This window comes from Microbacterium sp. A8/3-1 (assembly GCF_040267695.1).
GTDB classification, from domain to species: domain Bacteria; phylum Actinomycetota; class Actinomycetes; order Actinomycetales; family Microbacteriaceae; genus Microbacterium; species Microbacterium luteolum.
Window position 1 is genome coordinate 3,424,510 of the sequence record NZ_CP158357.1, and the last position, 15,845, is coordinate 3,440,354.

General features: G+C 68.0%; 12 protein-coding genes. 7 read left to right on the forward strand and 5 right to left on the reverse strand.

The genetic code is table 11. From position 1 onward, the window contains the following. Nucleotides 1–48: 48 nt before the first annotated feature. The 6 genes from allB to ABS642_RS16810 all read left to right on the forward strand — a co-directional run bounded on the left by allB (nt 49) and on the right by ABS642_RS16810 (nt 7,928). Nucleotides 49–1,437, forward strand: a complete 1,389-nt coding sequence (gene allB, locus ABS642_RS16785) for an allantoinase AllB (RefSeq protein ID WP_350351012.1) — start codon at nt 49–51, stop codon at nt 1,435–1,437. A gap of 83 nt (nt 1,438–1,520) precedes the next feature. Continuing rightward, nucleotides 1,521–1,952 carry a hypothetical protein gene (locus ABS642_RS16790; RefSeq protein ID WP_350351013.1) on the forward strand — a complete coding sequence of 144 codons (432 nt, stop codon included), beginning with the start codon at nt 1,521–1,523 and terminating at the stop codon, nt 1,950–1,952. Further along, nucleotides 1,928–2,557, forward strand: a complete 630-nt coding sequence (locus ABS642_RS16795) for a hypothetical protein (protein ID WP_350351014.1) — start codon at nt 1,928–1,930, stop codon at nt 2,555–2,557. The genes ABS642_RS16790 and ABS642_RS16795 overlap by 25 nt, the downstream gene beginning before the upstream one ends. A gap of 126 nt (nt 2,558–2,683) precedes the next feature. Then, complete coding sequence (locus tag ABS642_RS16800; RefSeq protein WP_350351015.1) at nt 2,684–4,864, forward strand: AAA family ATPase; 2,181 nt, start codon at nt 2,684–2,686, stop codon at nt 4,862–4,864. Between the two features lie 184 nt (nt 4,865–5,048). Then, nucleotides 5,049–6,416 carry an 8-oxoguanine deaminase gene (locus ABS642_RS16805; protein WP_282215674.1) on the forward strand — a complete coding sequence of 456 codons (1,368 nt, stop codon included), beginning with the start codon at nt 5,049–5,051 and terminating at the stop codon, nt 6,414–6,416. 48 nt (nt 6,417–6,464) lie between these two features. Continuing rightward, nucleotides 6,465–7,928, forward strand: a complete 1,464-nt coding sequence (locus ABS642_RS16810; protein ID WP_350351016.1) for a nucleobase:cation symporter-2 family protein — start codon at nt 6,465–6,467, stop codon at nt 7,926–7,928. A gap of 4 nt (nt 7,929–7,932) precedes the next feature. On the opposite strand, the gene ABS642_RS16815 is transcribed toward ABS642_RS16810, so the two are convergent. From ABS642_RS16815 to ABS642_RS16830, 4 genes are read right to left on the reverse strand one after another with little or no spacing between them, the layout of a single operon-like run. Further along, entirely contained in the window at nt 7,933–9,444 is a 1,512-nt protein-coding gene (locus ABS642_RS16815) for an amino acid permease (RefSeq protein ID WP_350351017.1), read from the reverse strand. 30 nt (nt 9,445–9,474) lie between these two features. Next, nucleotides 9,475–10,404 carry an acetamidase/formamidase family protein gene (locus tag ABS642_RS16820; protein ID WP_350351018.1) on the reverse strand — a complete coding sequence of 310 codons (930 nt, stop codon included), beginning with the start codon at nt 10,402–10,404 and terminating at the stop codon, nt 9,475–9,477. Further along, nucleotides 10,401–11,810: an APC family permease gene (locus ABS642_RS16825; protein WP_282215677.1), complete on the reverse strand. Its 1,410-nt coding sequence runs from the start codon at nt 11,808–11,810 to the stop codon at nt 10,401–10,403. The genes ABS642_RS16820 and ABS642_RS16825 overlap by 4 nt, the downstream gene beginning before the upstream one ends. A 34-nt stretch (nt 11,811–11,844) precedes the next feature. Next, complete coding sequence (locus ABS642_RS16830) at nt 11,845–12,738, reverse strand: proline iminopeptidase-family hydrolase (RefSeq protein WP_350351019.1); 894 nt, start codon at nt 12,736–12,738, stop codon at nt 11,845–11,847. A 78-nt stretch (nt 12,739–12,816) separates the two neighbouring features. Here ABS642_RS16830 and ABS642_RS16835 point away from each other — a divergent pair, with 78 nt between their 5' ends. Beyond that, nucleotides 12,817–13,536: an FCD domain-containing protein gene (locus ABS642_RS16835; RefSeq protein WP_350351020.1), complete on the forward strand. Its 720-nt coding sequence runs from the start codon at nt 12,817–12,819 to the stop codon at nt 13,534–13,536. Here the strand turns inward: ABS642_RS16835 and ABS642_RS16840 are convergent, their stop codons facing one another. Further along, nucleotides 13,537–15,816 carry an excinuclease ABC subunit UvrA gene (locus ABS642_RS16840; protein ID WP_350351021.1) on the reverse strand — a complete coding sequence of 760 codons (2,280 nt, stop codon included), beginning with the start codon at nt 15,814–15,816 and terminating at the stop codon, nt 13,537–13,539. Between the last annotated feature and the right edge of the window lie 29 nt (nt 15,817–15,845).

The window sequence follows — 15,845 nt, forward strand, 5'->3', positions numbered from 1 at the left end:
AAGACAGCAGTGAACGTCGGCGCATCGCCGGCAGAGGGGCAAGGCGACATGTCGCAGGAAACCGAACAGCACGCCGGAGCATCGTCCGACCCGACGGGCGAGCACTACGACCTCGTCATCCGGGGTCAGCGGGTGCTCACCTCGGCGGGGATCAGCCCCCGCGAGGTCGGCGTGCGCGGGGGCGTCATCGTCGCGATGCAGCCGCTGGGCAACAACCTCGCCGGTGACGAGATCATCGAACTTGCCGATGACGAGACGCTCATCCCCGGGCTGGTCGACACGCACGTGCACGTCAACGAGCCGGGCCGCACCGAGTGGGAGGGCTTCGCGTCCGCCACCCGTGCTGCGGCGGCCGGAGGCGTGACGACGATCGTCGACATGCCGCTGAACAGCATCCCGCCGACCATCGACGTCGATGCGCTGAACATCAAGCGCGATGTCGCTCGCGACCAGGTGCACGTCGATGTGGGCTTCTGGGGCGGAGCGGTTCCCGGCAACACCGAGAGCCTGCGGGCGTTGCACGACGCGGGGGTCTTCGGCTTCAAGTGCTTCCTGCTGCACTCCGGCGTCGACGAGTTCCCGCCGCTCGACGCCGACGAGATGGAGAAGGATATGCGCGAGCTGGCATCCTTCGACTCCGTCATGATCGTGCACGCCGAGGACTCCCGCGCGATCGACCGCGCGCCGTCACCGGAGGGCGACGACTACGGCAAGTTCCTGGCGTCCCGTCCGCGTGGTGCCGAGAACCTGGCGATCGCCGAGGTCATCGAGCGGGCGCGCTGGACGGGCGCCCGTGCCCACATCCTGCACCTGTCGTCATCCGACGCCCTCGCGATGATCCGCAGCGCGAAGCACGACGGCCTCCGGCTCACGGTCGAGACATGCCCGCACTATCTCACCCTCACCGCGGAGGAGATCCCGCTCGGCGCGACCCAGTTCAAGTGCTGCCCACCGATCCGTGAAGCGGGCAACCGCGAGCTGCTCTGGGAGGGGCTGGAGGACGGCACGATCGACTTCATCGTGTCGGACCACTCGCCGTCCACCCTCGACCTCAAGGATCTCGAGAACGGCGACTTCGCGGTCGCGTGGGGCGGGGTCGCTTCGCTGCAGCTCGGCCTCTCGCTCATCTGGACGGAGGCGCGGCAGCGCGGGCTGACGCTCGAGACCGTGGTGTCGTGGATGAGCGAGCGCCCGGCGCAGTTCGCCGGGCTCACCGGCAAGGGGCGCATCGCGCCGGGCTACGACGCCGACTTCTCGGTGTTCGCGGCGGACGATGCCTACGTCGTCGACGTGAACAAGCTGCATCACAAGAACCCGCTCACGCCGTACCACGGCAAGGCTCTGGCGGGTGTGGTGCGCAAGACGTGGCTGCACGGCGAGGTGATCGACTTCGAGACGCCGCGCGGACGGCTGCTGCGCCGAGGCATGACCGACTGAGCGGCGGCATCCGTTCCCCTCGGGCATCCGCGGCGCGATGTCGTAGGCGGAAGCTATCGTCGTCGTGCGCAGACAGGGGCGACATGGCCGACGGAAGACGCAAGGAACGTCCGCTCGGAACCGGCGAGAAGTGGATGCTCATCCTTGCCGAGCCGCTGATGCTGGGTGTCTTCGCACTGCTCCCCTTCGTGCTCGCGTTCGTCCTTTCGGATGGCCGGTTCGATCGGGTGCCCGGTGCTGTGGCGTCCATCGCCGAGTGGACCGAGCCCGTGCTGACCAGGTTCTTCGATGCGGCCGCGCTGGTGGGTGCCGTGCTGGTGACGCTGGCCGCAGCGACCGCCTTCGGGCTGGCGCGTCGAGGTGAGTTCAGTCGGAGAACACAGATCCGCATCCTCCTGGCGGCTGCCGCCGGCGTGCTTCTGATCGCGTTGATGGCTGCGCTGACCGTCCCGGTGGCCGTTGTGGATCCGCAGCGCTGGCGGAGGTCGGCATGGTGCTCGCCGTCGCCTGGGTGATCCTCCTGGGGGCGCAGATGATCCAGTTCGTCGTGACTCCGCGAGAACGATCACGAACGGCCAAGAGGGTCTGGCGCGAGCGGCGCGACCGCGCCGTCGAGCAGGGCATCGCTCTCGCTGAGGACGTTTCCGAACCGCGGATGCGCGTGGTCTGCGAGGTGGCCGCGTGGGTCGTGCCGACGGTCATATGGGCGGCGGTGGCTCTCTTCGTCACCAGGGCATTCGCCCTCGGAGGGGACTTCGGAGACGCCGTCCTCCTTCTCGGGCTCGTCGCCTTCTACGGAAACTTCGCCATCATCGCAGGGTGGCGGGTGACCGCAGATCTTTCGATGAGCAGCACGTCCAGGATCGCCGTTCGCGTCGCCATGATGTCGTTCGGAGCACTGGCCTCGGGTGCGCTGGCCGTCGCCCTGATCGTCACGGGCACCTACGCGATACTGGGCCTCGCTCTTCTCGTCTTCACGTCGCTGCACATGCTCTTCTATCTCGTGCCCAGCTGGCGAAGGCGTCTGCCTTGGGTCTCGACCACCGAAGAAGCGGCGACACGTTCCGCAGTCGCCGGCCTTCGTCGGACGTATGAGGAGGCGAAAGCCTTCGCCTCCTAGACCGAACCGCATCTGCTCGGTCCCGCCCTGGTCTTTGTCGGTGGCGTTTGATAAAGTTGAGTCATCACAACTCAACTTTGATCCGGCCTCGGATCCGTCAAGAAGGAGTCTCCCCAGGAGGGACGCATGAGCAACCCGCAGACCGGCGCGCAGAACCAGGACCAGCAGTCAGCCCTCGAGCAGTTCGGGATCAACCTCACCGACCGTGCCCGCCAGGGCAAGCTCGACCCCGTGATCGGGCGGGACGGTGAGATCCGTCGCGTGAGCCAGGTGCTCACCCGTCGCACCAAGAACAACCCTGTCCTCATCGGCGAGCCCGGCGTGGGAAAGACCGCCGTCGTCGAGGGGCTCGCGCAGCGCATCGTCGCGGGCGACGTCGCCGAGTCCCTGAAGGACAAGGAGCTCATCACGCTCGACATCTCCGCGCTCGTGGCCGGCGCGATGTACCGCGGGCAGTTCGAGGAGCGGCTGAAGCAGGTGCTCAAGGAGATCACCGAGTCCGAGGGCAAGGTCATCACGTTCATCGACGAGCTGCACGTGCTGATGGGCGCGGGCGGCGGCGAGGGCTCCGTCGCGGCATCCAACATGCTCAAGCCCATGCTCGCCCGTGGTGAGCTGCGCCTGATCGGTGCGACCACCCTCAACGAGTACCGCGAGTTCATCGAGAAGGATGCCGCGCTCGAACGCCGCTTCCAGCAGGTCTACGTCGGCGAGCCGACCGTCGAGGACACCATCGCGATCCTCCGCGGGCTCAAGGGGCGGTACGAGGCACACCACGGAGTGACCATCGCCGACAGCGCGCTGGTGGCCGCGGCCGCCCTGTCCAACCGCTACCTCCCCTCCCGCCAGCTGCCCGACAAGGCCATCGACCTCATCGACGAGGCCATGTCCCGGCTGAAGATGGAGATCGACTCCTCGCCGGTCGAGATCGACCAGCTCAAGCGCCAGGTCGACCGCATGAAGCTCGAGGAGCTCGCGCTGAAGAAGGAGAAGGATGCCGCGTCCAAGGAGCGGTTGAGCACCCTCCGCGAGCAGCTGACCGGACTCGAGAAGGAGCTCGCCGCCCTGGAGGAGCGCTGGGCACGCGAGCGCCAGGGCCTCAACCGCGTCGGCGATCTGAAGAAGCAGCTCGACGACGCCGTCACACAGCGCGACCTCGCCATGCGCGAGGCCGACTACACGCGGGCGTCGAAGCTCGAGTACGAGACCATCAAGCGCCTGGAGCGCGACATCGCCGAGGCGGAGCAGGCCGAGGCGGCGACCTCCTCCGAGGGACGCATGGTCAACGAGCAGGTCACCGACGAGGACATCGCCGGAGTGATCGCCGCGTGGACCGGCATCCCGGTCGGACGGCTCCTGCAGGGCGAGTCCGAACGACTGCTGCACCTCGAGAACGAGCTGGGCAAGAGGCTGATCGGGCAGAAGGAGGCCGTGAAGGCCGTGTCGGATGCTGTGCGCCGCTCGCGCGCCGGCATCAGCGACCCGGGGCGTCCGACCGGTTCGTTCCTCTTCCTCGGCCCGACGGGCGTCGGCAAGACCGAGCTCGCGAAGGCCCTCGCGGAGTTCCTGTTCGACGACGAACACGCGATGGTGCGCATCGACATGTCGGAGTACGGCGAGAAGCACTCGGTCTCGCGGCTCGTCGGGGCCCCTCCCGGATACGTCGGCTACGAGCAGGGCGGGCAGCTCACCGAGGCCGTGCGTCGGCGCCCCTACAGTGTGATCCTGCTCGACGAGGTCGAGAAGGCGCACCCCGAGGTGTTCGACGTGCTCCTGCAGGTGCTCGACGACGGGCGCCTCACCGACGGTCAGGGCCGCACGGTCGACTTCTCGAACGTGATCCTGATCCTCACCTCGAACCTCGGTTCGCCGATCCTGATCGACCCCGTGCTCCCACCCGACGAGAAGCGCGAGCAGGTGATGGCGCTCGTGCGTCAGGCGTTCCGACCGGAGTTCCTGAACCGCCTCGACGACATCGTGATGTTCGCCGCCCTCACCGAAGACGACCTCGCGCAGATCGTCGAGCTCTCCGTCGATCAGCTGCACGACCGGCTCCACGACCGCAGGCTCACGCTTGCTGTCACCCCGGATGCTCGGTCCTGGCTGGCGGAGCGCGGCTACGACCCGATGTTCGGTGCGCGGCCGCTGCGCCGCCTCATCCAGTCCGAGGTGCAGAACAAGCTGGCGACCGCGCTGCTGTCCGGCGGGGTGCATGACGGCGACACCGTCCGGGTCGACGTCGCGGCCGACGGTGCGGGTCTCGTGCTCACGGCGTCGAGCCCGACAGAGACCGTCGACGAGGGGTAGTTGATTCCGCATTGCGGAAGTGCAACTCCGATATTCGGAAAAATCCTTGACCGCGTTCGTGGCGCCGTGATAGATCTGGAGTGTTCCAAAGTCGGAGCACCTGGATCAGCAGACAGGGAAAAACTGAGCTGACCCCCTGGTGGGGTCGGCCGTTCGACTCCACCTCGACGGACGGAGTCTGCTCATGTCACAGCACCCCACCAGCGTGTGGTTGAAGAACCCCCTCGGCATCTACACCGGGAGCGACGCCGACGCCTCGGGAGGCATCGTCGTCGAAGGCTCTGTCGTCCGCGAGGTCATCCCCGCGGGCGGCGCGCCGACGGTCCCCGTCGACGAGGTCGTCGATGCCTCGCGTCACGTGATCATCCCGGGCCTGATCAACACGCACCACCACTTCTACCAGACCCTCACCCGGGCCTGGCGGCCCGTCGTCAGCGCGGAGCTGTTCCCGTGGCTCAAGGGCCTCTACGGGGTGTGGGCGGGGCTCACGCCACGCGATCTCGAACTGGCGACGACCGCGGCCCTTGCCGAGCTGCTGCTCTCCGGGTGCACCACGGCCGCCGACCACCACTACCTCTTCCCGAACGGCCTCGAGGACGCGATCGACGTGCAGGTCGACGTCGTGAAGAAGCTCGGCATGCGGGCGACCCTGACCCGCGGGTCGATGTCGCTCGGCGAAGAGGACGGCGGGCTCCCGCCGCAGTCGACCGTGCAGGATGCCGACACGATCCTCGCCGACAGCGAGCGGCTCATCGCGGCGCACCACGAGCGCGGCGACGGCGCCTTCGTGCAGATCGCCCTCGCGCCCTGCTCGCCGTTCTCGGTGACCACCGGCGTCATGCGCGACACGGCCGCACTCGCCGAACGACTGGATGTCCGTCTGCACACGCACCTCGCCGAGACCCTCGACGAGGAGGACTTCTGCCGCGAGATGTTCGGCCTGCGCACGGTCGACTACCTCGAGAGCGTCGGCTGGCTCTCCGACCGCACCTGGCTCGCGCACGGCATCCACTTCGACGATGCCGAGATCGCGCGGCTCGGAGCGGCCGGGACGGCCGTGTCGCACTGCGCGACCTCCAACATGCGCCTCGCCTCGGGCATCGCCCGTGCCATCGAGCTCGAGCAGGCCGGAGCGCCCGTGGGCCTCGGTGTCGACGGCTCGGCATCGAACGACGGCTCGAACATGATCCAGGAGGTGCGTCAAGCCCTCTACCTGCAGCGCCTGCGCTACGGCGCCGCGGCCGTCACACCGGAGCGCGCACTCGGCTGGGCGACGGCGGGATCGGCGCGTGCCCTCGGCCGCACCGACATCGGCATCCTGGCTCCCGGCAAGCAGGCCGACCTGGCGATGTTCACGCTCGACGAGCTGCGGTTCTCGGGCAGTCATGACCCGGTCGCCGCGCTGCTGCTGTGCGGCGCGGAACGGGCCGACCGCGTCATGGTCGGCGGCACCTGGCGCGTGCTCGACGGTCAGATCACAGGACTCGACGTCCCCCAGCTCATCGCCCACCACAGCGAGGCGGCACGCAGCCTCCTCGCCCGACACTCCTGAATCACGCCCCCGAATCCGCAACATCCCCCAGACGACGAAGAGGTCGACATGAACAAGACGAAGACGGTCGCGACGCGACCCGAAGACGAGCGGATGCCGCTCGGCAGCACCATCGCCTATGGCATCCAGCATGTGCTGACGATGTACGGCGGCATCATCGCCCCACCGCTCATCATCGGCTCGATGGCGGGACTCGACGGCGCCGAGATCGGCGTGCTGATCACGGCCTGCCTCTTCATGGGCGGTCTCGCCACGATCCTCCAGACCGTCGGCATCCCGTTCTTCGGATCGCAGCTGCCCCTCGTGCAGGGCGTCTCGTTCGCGGGTGTGGCGACGATGGGGGCGATCGTCACGAGCGGGGGCGGCCTGCCAGCGGTCTTCGGCGCTGTCATCGTCGCGTCGATCATCGGGCTGCTGATCGCCCCGGTGTTCGCCACGATCATCAGGTTCTTCCCACCGGTCGTCACCGGGGTGGTCATCACGATCATCGGTCTGACCCTCCTGCCGGTGGCCGCGGGCTGGGCGATGGGCGGCAACAGTCAGGCCGAGGACTTCGGAGACCCGCAGAACCTGCTGCTCGCGGCGATCACCTTCGTGATCGTCCTGGTGCTCAGCAAGGTCAGGATCGGCGCCATCTCTCGCCTCGCGATCCTGCTCGCGATCGTGCTCGGCACGATCCTGGCGGTCATCCTCGGCCGCGTCGACTTCGGCGCCGTGGGGGATGGTCCGATCTTCGCCCTGCCCAGCATCTTCGGCTTCGGGATGCCGACGTTCGAGATCGCCGGGATCATCTCGATGTTCATCGTGATCCTGGTGACGCTCACCGAGACCACGGCCGACATCCTGGCCGTCGGCGAGATCGTCGGCACCAAGGTCGACTCCAAGCGCATCGCCGCCGGCCTCCGCGCCGACATGCTCTCGAGCGCGGTCTCGCCCGTGTTCGGTTCGTTCACGCAGTCGGCCTTCGCGCAGAACGTCGGACTCGTGGCGATCACCGGGGTCAAGAGCCGGTTCGTGGTCACCGCGGGCGGTGTCGTCCTCGTGGTGCTCGGCCTGCTCCCGGTGCTCGGACGCGTCGTCGCCGCAGTGCCCGCTCCGGTGCTGGGAGGCGCCGGCATCGTGCTGTTCGGAAGCGTGGCGGCGAGCGGCATCCGCACGCTCGCCAAGGTCGACTACCGCGGCAACATGAACCTGGTCATCGTGGCCTCATCGATCGGCATCGGCATGCTGCCCATCGCCGCACCGACGATCTACGACCAGATGCCCGCGTGGTTCATCACGATCTTCCACTCCGGCATCAGCTCGGCCGCGGTGGCGGCGATCCTGCTGAACCTGCTCTTCAACCACCTCGGGAAGCCCTCGGGCAAGGACGCCTCGGTCCTGGCCGCCGCGCCCACTCGCAGCATCCCGATCGCCTACCTCGACGCGTTCGAGGACGGCGACTCGATCGTCGACGGCAGGATCGTCGACCGCGAGGGCAAAGAGGTCGAGGTCCAGCGCCCCGAGCACTGATCGGCTAACGCAGCGGACGGGTTCCGCGGCCGGCGATCGCGTCGGCCGCGAGCTCCTGCCCGATGATCGAGTGCCGACGCGAGTAGGCGAAGTAGATCACCAGGCCCAGGGCCAGCCAGATCGCGAACCGCAGCCACGTCTCGGAGCTGAGGTTCAGCATCAGCCAGAAGCAGGCGATCGCTGAGATCCACGGCAGCCACGGAGAGAACGGCACGGTGAAGGGGCGCTCGAGGTCGGGTCGGCTCTTGCGCAGGATCGGCACGCCGATGCTCACCAGGACGAAGGCTGAGAGCGTGCCGATGTTGATCATGTCGCCCAGCACCTGCACGTCGGTGAAGCCGGCGATGATCGCGATCACGACGCCGACGATCACCTGGATGCGCACGGGCGTGCCGCGCTTGGCATCCGTCACGCTCAGCGAGCGCGGCAGCAGGCCGTCGCGACTCATCGCGAACACGACGCGGGCGAGACCCATGAGGAGCACCATCACGACGGTCGTCAGACCGATGAGGCTGCCGATGGCGATCACCTGCGCGGCCCACGTCGCACCGACGAGCTCGAATGCGCTCGCCAGCGACGGCTCGTCGAGCTTCGCGAGCTCGGTGTACGACACCATGCCGGTGATCACGATCGCCACCAGCACGTACAGCACCGTCACGATGACGAGGCCGAGCATGATGCCGCGCGGGACCGTGCGCTTGGGGTCCTTCGTCTCCTCGGCGCTCGTGGCGACCACGTCGAAACCGATGAAGGCGAAGAACACGAGTGCGGCGCCGCTGAGGATGCCGAAGACGCCGTACATCGTCGGGTCGGCCCCGGTCATGAGCGAGAAGAGCGACTGCGTCCAGGCGCTCTCGGATGCCGCACCGGCCTCGGCGGGCGGGACGAAGGGGGTGTAGTTGGCGCCGTTGATGAAGAAGAGCCCGACCACGATGACGAACAACACGATCGCGACCTTGATCACCGTGAAGACGCTGTTCACCCGGCTCGACAGGCGGGTACCGAGAGCGAGCAGCGTCGTGAAGATCGCGACGATGACGACAGGGCCCCAGTCGAAGGAGAGTGGTCCGATCATGAGCGTCATCGGGATGTCGAGGTCGAACAGCGACACGGCATCCCCGAGGTACACGCCCCAGTACTTCGCGATGACGGCCGAGGCCATCAGCATCTCGAGGATCAGGTCCCAGCCGATGATCCAGGCAAGGAACTCGCCGAGCGTCGAGTACGTGAACGTGTAGGCGGAGCCGGCGACCGGGATCGACGAGGCGAACTCGGCGTAGCAGAGGATCGCGAGCGCGCAGACGGAGGCCGCGATGATGAAGGAGACGATCACGGCGGGGCCTGCATGACGAGCGGATGCCTCGGCACCGACCGAGAAAATGCCGGCGCCGACTGCCACAGCGACACCCATCACGGCCAGATCCCACACGCCGAGCGATCGCTTCAGCGACCGCTTCTCGTCGTGGGTCTCGGCCATCGACTGCTCGACGGACTTGATCCTTCGCTGAATCGCCATGCGGACGATTCTAGGAGGACGGGCCGCCGGCTACAGCACCGACTTGGGGAGTCGATGCAGCGTGACCGCACCGATCGCGGCGAACGGATGCAGCGGGTCGGGCTCGCTCGATCCTGTCGGGCCGCCCAGCGCGGAGTCGACCAGCGCGCTCATCACCGCGAACGCATCCATCGCCTCCCACCCGTGCGTGGTCACCAGGAAGTCGAACGCGTCTTCGTAGCCGCGGGTGATGCTCTCCTGAACCGGGTCGCCGAGCCCGACGAACACCCACTCGTCGGGTGTCTCGATGCGGGGCGCGCGCAGCGAGAGACCGGGCACCAGGTCGACGCTCACGATCGCGATGCCCTCGGCCTCGATCGCGACGAAGGACGACTCACCCTCGCTCATGATCGCGTGGATGTCGCCTATCGAGAGCAGAGCCCCATCGACCTCGACCGGCAGGTACACGATCGATCCCGGCCGCGCCTCGGTGACGTCCATGTTGCCGCCGAGCGCGGTGGTGGGCATGACGGTCGAGTTGACACCGGATGCCGGGGCCGTGCCGATGCAGCCGATCATCGGCCGCGGCGCGACGACGTGCCGGTCGGTGAGATGCACGCCGTCCTCGTCGATCGGGATGCGCCGCGATGCCACGGTGTCGCCCATCCGATGGCGCAGGGCTCCGATGCCGGGAAGGCTCTGCGACCATCCGCACTCCTTCAGACGGATCTCGTGGATCGTCACCGCGAGGGTGTCGCCCGGCCGGGCCCCCTCGATCCAGACCGGACCGGTGACCGGGTTGATCGGCGCCGAGAGCGCCGCCAGGTCGCCGTGGTCGTGAAGTTCGCGGTAGACCGCGTCATCCGTCTCGAAGCCGATGCGCTCGCCGGTGCCGGGGTGGATGCGCAGGACCGGTTCGGCGTCCGCGCGGAATCCGGGGCGGCCGAGCTTCTTGCCGAGGAAGTGATCCATCCCGTTCATTCGGCTCTTCCCTCGCTGGTGGCGGCGTGCTCCGAGAGCGGTTCGGGGTTGGCGCCGTTGCGGATGCGGAAGACCACGAAAACGATGACCCCGATCGCGAGCCAGACTACTCCGCCGATCTTGGCCAGATCGGAGGCGTTGATCAGCACGAAGCCGATGATGAGGAATCCGCACAGCGGCACGACGAGGTGCAGGAGCCAGTTGCGCGACCGCTGGCGCACGATGTAGTGCCAGAACACGGCGACGTGCAGCAGCAGGAAGCCGAAGAGGGCGCCGAAGTTCACCAGCGACGAGATCAGGTCGATCTGACCGACGAAGAACAGCACGAGCACGGTGCTCAGCGCGCTCACGAAGAGGATCGCGTACACGGGCACCTGGCGGGCGTTGATCTTCGAGAAGAAGGCCGGAAGACGCCGGTCGCGGCTCATCGAGTAGAGCAGACGCGAGGTCGCCGCCTGTGCCGCCACCGCGTTCGCGATACCGACGGCGATGACGTTGACCGCGAGGAACGCGGTCGCCCAGCCGCTGCCTGCCGCCTGCGCGACGATCGAGAAGAACGCGTTGTTGACCTCGTCGTCGGGGAACGAGACGGTGCCCGCTGCGAGGGCGCTCGCGAGCCAGGTCTGCAGGATGAAGAGCGTCGCGACGATGAACAGCGCGATGATCATGGCGCGGCCCGCGGGGTTCTTCTTGCCGGTGGTCTCCTCCGACAGGGTCGAGATCCCGTCGAAGCCGAGGAAGCTCAGCACCGCGATCGAGAGTGCGGCGGCGATCAGGGTCGGGTCGACCTTCGCCGGATCCCAGAGCTGCGCGAGCGAGAACGAGGAGCCCTCTATCGTCTGCCCGGTGAGAGCGGAGACGGCGATGATGACGAAGATCGCGACGAAGACGAGCTCGATGGCGAGGAAGACGCGGTTCGCCACGGTGATCGAGCCGATGCCGAGCACGTTGATGACGGTGTTGACCGCCACGCACAGGATCGCCCACAGCCACTCGGGGCTGTCGGGGAAGATCCCGCGCATCGACGAGGCGGCGAACACGTAGAGCAGCGTGGGCACGAGCAGGTAGTCCAGGAGGATCGCCCAGCCCGCGAAGAAGCCGGCGATCGGGTGAGTGCCGCGGCCGACGTACGAGAACACGGAGCCGGCCAGCGGGAAGGACTTCGCCATCTGCGAGTATCCGAGCGCGGTGAAGATCATCGCGACGAGACCCACGAGGTAGACGAGTGGGACCATCCCCTTCGACTCGTTGAACACGACCCCGAAGATCGCCCACGGTGCGATGGGCACCATGAAGACCAGGCCGTACACGACGAGGTCGAAGGTGGAGACGGAGCGCTTGAGCTCCTGCTTGTAGCCGAAGGATTCCAGCCGTGGCTGGCCGTCGGAGGCGGCGGTGGTGGTCATGGTGTCTCCTGGGTTCGGTTCAGGACTGCGGGTGTCAGGGATGCTGTGCGAGGAAGTCGGCGATCACGCCGCGGAACTCCTGCGGCTGCTCGAGGTGGGTGCAGTGGCTGGCTCCGGGGAACACGTGTCCGACGGCGCCGGGGATGCGGTCGAGGAACGGCTGCCAGGTCGCCGGCGTGGCTTCGTCGTACTCGCCGGCGACGACGAGCGTCGGGGCCTGGATGTCGCGCAGGCGGTCGATGACCGACCAGTCGCGGAGAGTGCCGATGACGTGGAACTCGTTCGGCCCGTTCATCGTGTGATAGACGGTCGGATCGGCGAGCATCTGCGCCTCGCTGTCGACGAAGCCCTGCGGCATCGGCACGACGCGGCAGACGTGCCGCTCGTAGAAGAGCTGGGTCGCGGCCACGTAGTCGGGGTGATCCAGCGTGCCGGCACCCTCGTGCTCTGCGAGGGCGTCGCGAGCGGCATCCGGCAGCGCATCGCGCAGCTTCCCGGCCTCGCTCACCCACAGCGGCATCGACGCGGGGGAGTTGCAGATCATCAGACCGAGCAGTCCCTCGGGCTGACGGACGGCGATCTCGGCGCCGAGCATGCCGCCCCAGGACTGACCGAGCACGTGGTAGTCGTCGATGCCGAGATGCGCGCGCAGCGCGTCGAACTCCTCGATGAAGTACGCGGGGGTCCAGCGCTCGACCGGGGCATCGGGGTGGTGGGAGCTCCGTCCGCAGCCGATCTGGTCGTAGTGGATGATCGTTCGCCCCGTGACGTCGGCGAGGTCGGCGATGTTCTGCACGTAGTCATGCGCCATGCCGGGGCCGCCGTGCAGAACGAAGACGGGAGCGAGGTCGCGGCTCTCCTCGGGCGTCGTGACGCGGAACCAGGTGAAGCCGTCGTGGAACGGGACGGTGGACTCATGAACGTGCATGAACACATGTTGGCGATAAAAGGTCCGCGAGTAAACCATTTGCCGACAAGTTAACGTTGATGAAACACTGGGAGGGCCATGACGGAGACCGACGAGACCCTGATCGATCGCATCACCGACCGGCTGATCACCGCCGTCGCGATCGGTGAATTCCTCCCCGGAGCCCGTCTGCCGGCCGAACGCGATCTCGCTCGCTCGCTCGGAGTCGGCCGCACCACCACGCGAGCCGCCCTGGAACGTCTGGTCGGCAGGGGCATCCTGGAGAAGCAGCGGGGGAGGTCGGGCGGCTCCTTCGTCACGGAGGAGTGGCCGAGCTCCGAGGTCGCCGCCGTCGCCCGCTGGTTCGAAGAGCAGTGGCCGCAGCTCGTCGACGCCGCGATCGCCGGGACGCACCTCCACGGCGCGATCGCTCGTCTCGCGGCGAGCAACCGCACCGACGACGACATCGAGCGGCTCGAGAAGCGCCTCGACGACTTCCGGCAGGCCGAGAGCGGGGCCGCTCGTCAGCAGGCCGACAGCATTCTGCACCTGGCGATCATCGCCGCCGCGCACAACGAGACGCTGTCCGCGATCGTGCTCGACCACGAACGTCGGTTCACGATCATCGCGCCTGCCCACCCCTGGGGCGATTCGGCGAGCCGTCCGGCGATGGAGGAGCGCGCCGGACGCGAGCACGGCGAGCTGGTCGCGGCGATCGTCGACAGCCGCGTCGACGATGCCGGGCGGATCGCGCAGCGCCACGTCGAGATCGACCTGGAGCTCCTCGACGCCGCCCGTCGCCGCGCCCTCACCCGCTGATCAGCCGGCACGCACAGAGCTCGAAGCGAGCGCGCGTCCGGTGAGCGAGTCCCGGTCGGCCGCGAGTGCGGCCGGAGTCCCCGCGAACATCAGCCGCCCGCCGTCGGAGCCCGCTCCCGGGCCGATGTCGATCACGTGATCCGCGCGCGCGACGACCCGCATGTTGTGCTCCACCACGACCAGCGTCGCGCCGTCGTCGAGCAGATCGTCGAAAAGGCGGTTGATCGTGTCGACGTCGTTCGGGTGGAGCCCGGAGGTCGGTTCGTCGAGGATGATCCGGTCGGCGGGATCGCGATGCGGGTCGCTGAGGTGCCGCGCGAGCAGCAGGCGCTGCTTCTCGCCCCCGGACAGGGTGTCGAGCGAGCGACCGACCGGGATGTATCCGAGTCCGGTGCGCTGCACCCAGTCGAGCGCCGCCACGACGTCGGGGTGATCGCTCAGCAGCTCGCTGACCGCCTCCGGGGTCGAGGCGAGGACATCGGCGATCGACGAGCCGCCGACGCGGACCTCGAGCGCCGTGTCGTTGAATCGGAGCCCCCCGCAGGCGTCGCAGGGCAGCGAGACGTCGTCGAGGAACGCGAGCTCGGTCGTGATGTGCCCGCGTCCGCGGCACGTCGGGCAGGCGCCCTTGCCGTTGAAGCTGAACCACGACGGGTCGAGGCCCGATGCTGCGGAGAACACCTCCCGGACGGTGTCGGCGATGCGCAGGATGCTCAGCGTGGTCGAGCGGATGCCGCCGCGCAGCGGATCCTGGCCGACGACGGTGAACTCCGGATGCTGCCGCGGCAGCTCCACCGTCGCGAACGAGCTCTTGCCGGAACCGGCCACCCCGGTGATCGCGGTGAGCACGCCCACGGGGACGTCGACGTCGAAGCCCTGAAGGTTGTGGGAGCGGGCGTCGCGCACGGTGACGCGGTCTCGCGGCTCCCGGCCCGTCTCCGCGGGGCGCAGCGGCTCCGCGAGCAGCCGTCCGGTCAGGGTGTCGCTCCGGCGCAGCGCGGCGGGGGAACCCTCGAACTGCACCAGGCCGCCCGTGGAGCCGGCGCCGGGACCGAGGTCCACGACATGATCGGCGACCGCGATCACCTGCGGATGATGCTCGACGACGAGGATCGTGTTGCCGGCATCGCGCAGGCGCTGCAGCAGCGCGACCAGGCGCTGGATGTCGGCGGGGTGGAGTCCGGTGCTGGGCTCGTCGAACACGTAGGTGACGTCGGTCAGTGCGCTCCCGAGGTGCCGAACGATCTTCACCCGCTGGGCCTCTCCACCCGACAGCGTCGATGATTCGCGGCCGAGCGTCAAATAGCCGAGCCCGACGGAGAGGAGCGCGTCGAGCACATGACGGATGCCGTCGATGGCCGGCGCGACCCTGGCGTCGGCGAGATCGTCGAGCAGCGCGCGCAGCTCGGCCACCGGCATCCGCATCCAGTCGACGATCGAGTGCCCGTCGATGAGGCTCGCCTGCGCCGCGGCGTTCACGCGGGCGCCCTGGCAGTCGGGACAGGTGTGGTGGGTCACCAGGCGGTCGAGCTCCTCGCGCACCTGCGCGGACATCTTCACGGGGCGCTGCTTCAGGAAGACCGCGCGCATGCGGGTGACCACGCCGTCGAACCGCGCGCTCTGCGGGAACCGCGGATCGGGGTCGGTCAGCTTGAGCTGATCCGCGTAGAGGAAGAGGTTCATCTCCTCGGCGGTGTAGTCCTTCAGCGGCTTCTGTCGATCGAAAAGGCCGGCGTATGCGAATCGCTTCCAGCGGTACACGCCGGGCCGGAAGAGGCTGAAGCGCACGGGCCCCTCGTCGATGCTCTTCTCCTGATCGATGAGCGCATCGAGGTCGATGTCGTACACCGTGCCGAGTCCCTCGCAGGTGGGGCACATGCCGGAGGGGTCGTTGAAGGAGTACGCCGGTGAGTAGCCGGCGGACGGGGATCCGATCCGCGAGAACACCAGCCGCACCAGAGAGGCGAGGTCGGTCGCGGTCGCGACCGTCGAGCGGGCGTTCCCGGTGAACCGCCGCTGGTCGATGAGCACCGTGAAGGTCAGGCCGTCCATCGCCTGCACATCCGGAGCCGGCATCTGCGGCAGCCGAGAGCGGATGAAGGTCGAGTACGAGTCGTTCACGAGGCGCTGCGCCTCGGCGGCGATCGTGTCGAGCACGAGCGATGACTTGCCCGATCCGGAGACGCCGGTGAACACGGTCATCAGCTTCTTCGGGACGTCGAGCGATACGTCGCGCAGATTGTTGGTCCGCGCTCCGGTGATGCGGAGGAAGGAGTCCATCACCTCACGCTAACGAGGCCCCCGGACAT

What these genes read in the sequence shown, in the direction of transcription:
- ABS642_RS16830 (WP_350351019.1), bottom strand. Translation starts at nt 12,738, where the DNA reads ATGCACGTTCATGAGTCCACCGTCCCGTTCCACGACGGCTTCACCTGG.
- ABS642_RS16805 (WP_282215674.1), top strand. Translation starts at nt 5,049, where the DNA reads ATGTCACAGCACCCCACCAGCGTGTGGTTGAAGAACCCCCTCGGCATC.
- ABS642_RS16820 (WP_350351018.1), bottom strand. Translation starts at nt 10,404, where the DNA reads ATGAACGGGATGGATCACTTCCTCGGCAAGAAGCTCGGCCGCCCCGGA.
- ABS642_RS16840 (WP_350351021.1), bottom strand. Translation starts at nt 15,816, where the DNA reads ATGGACTCCTTCCTCCGCATCACCGGAGCGCGGACCAACAATCTGCGC.
- ABS642_RS16800 (WP_350351015.1), top strand. Translation starts at nt 2,684, where the DNA reads ATGAGCAACCCGCAGACCGGCGCGCAGAACCAGGACCAGCAGTCAGCC.
- ABS642_RS16810 (WP_350351016.1), top strand. Translation starts at nt 6,465, where the DNA reads ATGAACAAGACGAAGACGGTCGCGACGCGACCCGAAGACGAGCGGATG.
- ABS642_RS16825 (WP_282215677.1), bottom strand. Translation starts at nt 11,810, where the DNA reads ATGACCACCACCGCCGCCTCCGACGGCCAGCCACGGCTGGAATCCTTC.
- ABS642_RS16790 (WP_350351013.1), top strand. Translation starts at nt 1,521, where the DNA reads ATGGCCGACGGAAGACGCAAGGAACGTCCGCTCGGAACCGGCGAGAAG.
- ABS642_RS16815 (WP_350351017.1), bottom strand. Translation starts at nt 9,444, where the DNA reads ATGGCGATTCAGCGAAGGATCAAGTCCGTCGAGCAGTCGATGGCCGAG.
- ABS642_RS16835 (WP_350351020.1), top strand. Translation starts at nt 12,817, where the DNA reads ATGACGGAGACCGACGAGACCCTGATCGATCGCATCACCGACCGGCTG.
- ABS642_RS16795 (WP_350351014.1), top strand. Translation starts at nt 1,928, where the DNA reads ATGGTGCTCGCCGTCGCCTGGGTGATCCTCCTGGGGGCGCAGATGATC.
- allB (WP_350351012.1), top strand. Translation starts at nt 49, where the DNA reads ATGTCGCAGGAAACCGAACAGCACGCCGGAGCATCGTCCGACCCGACG.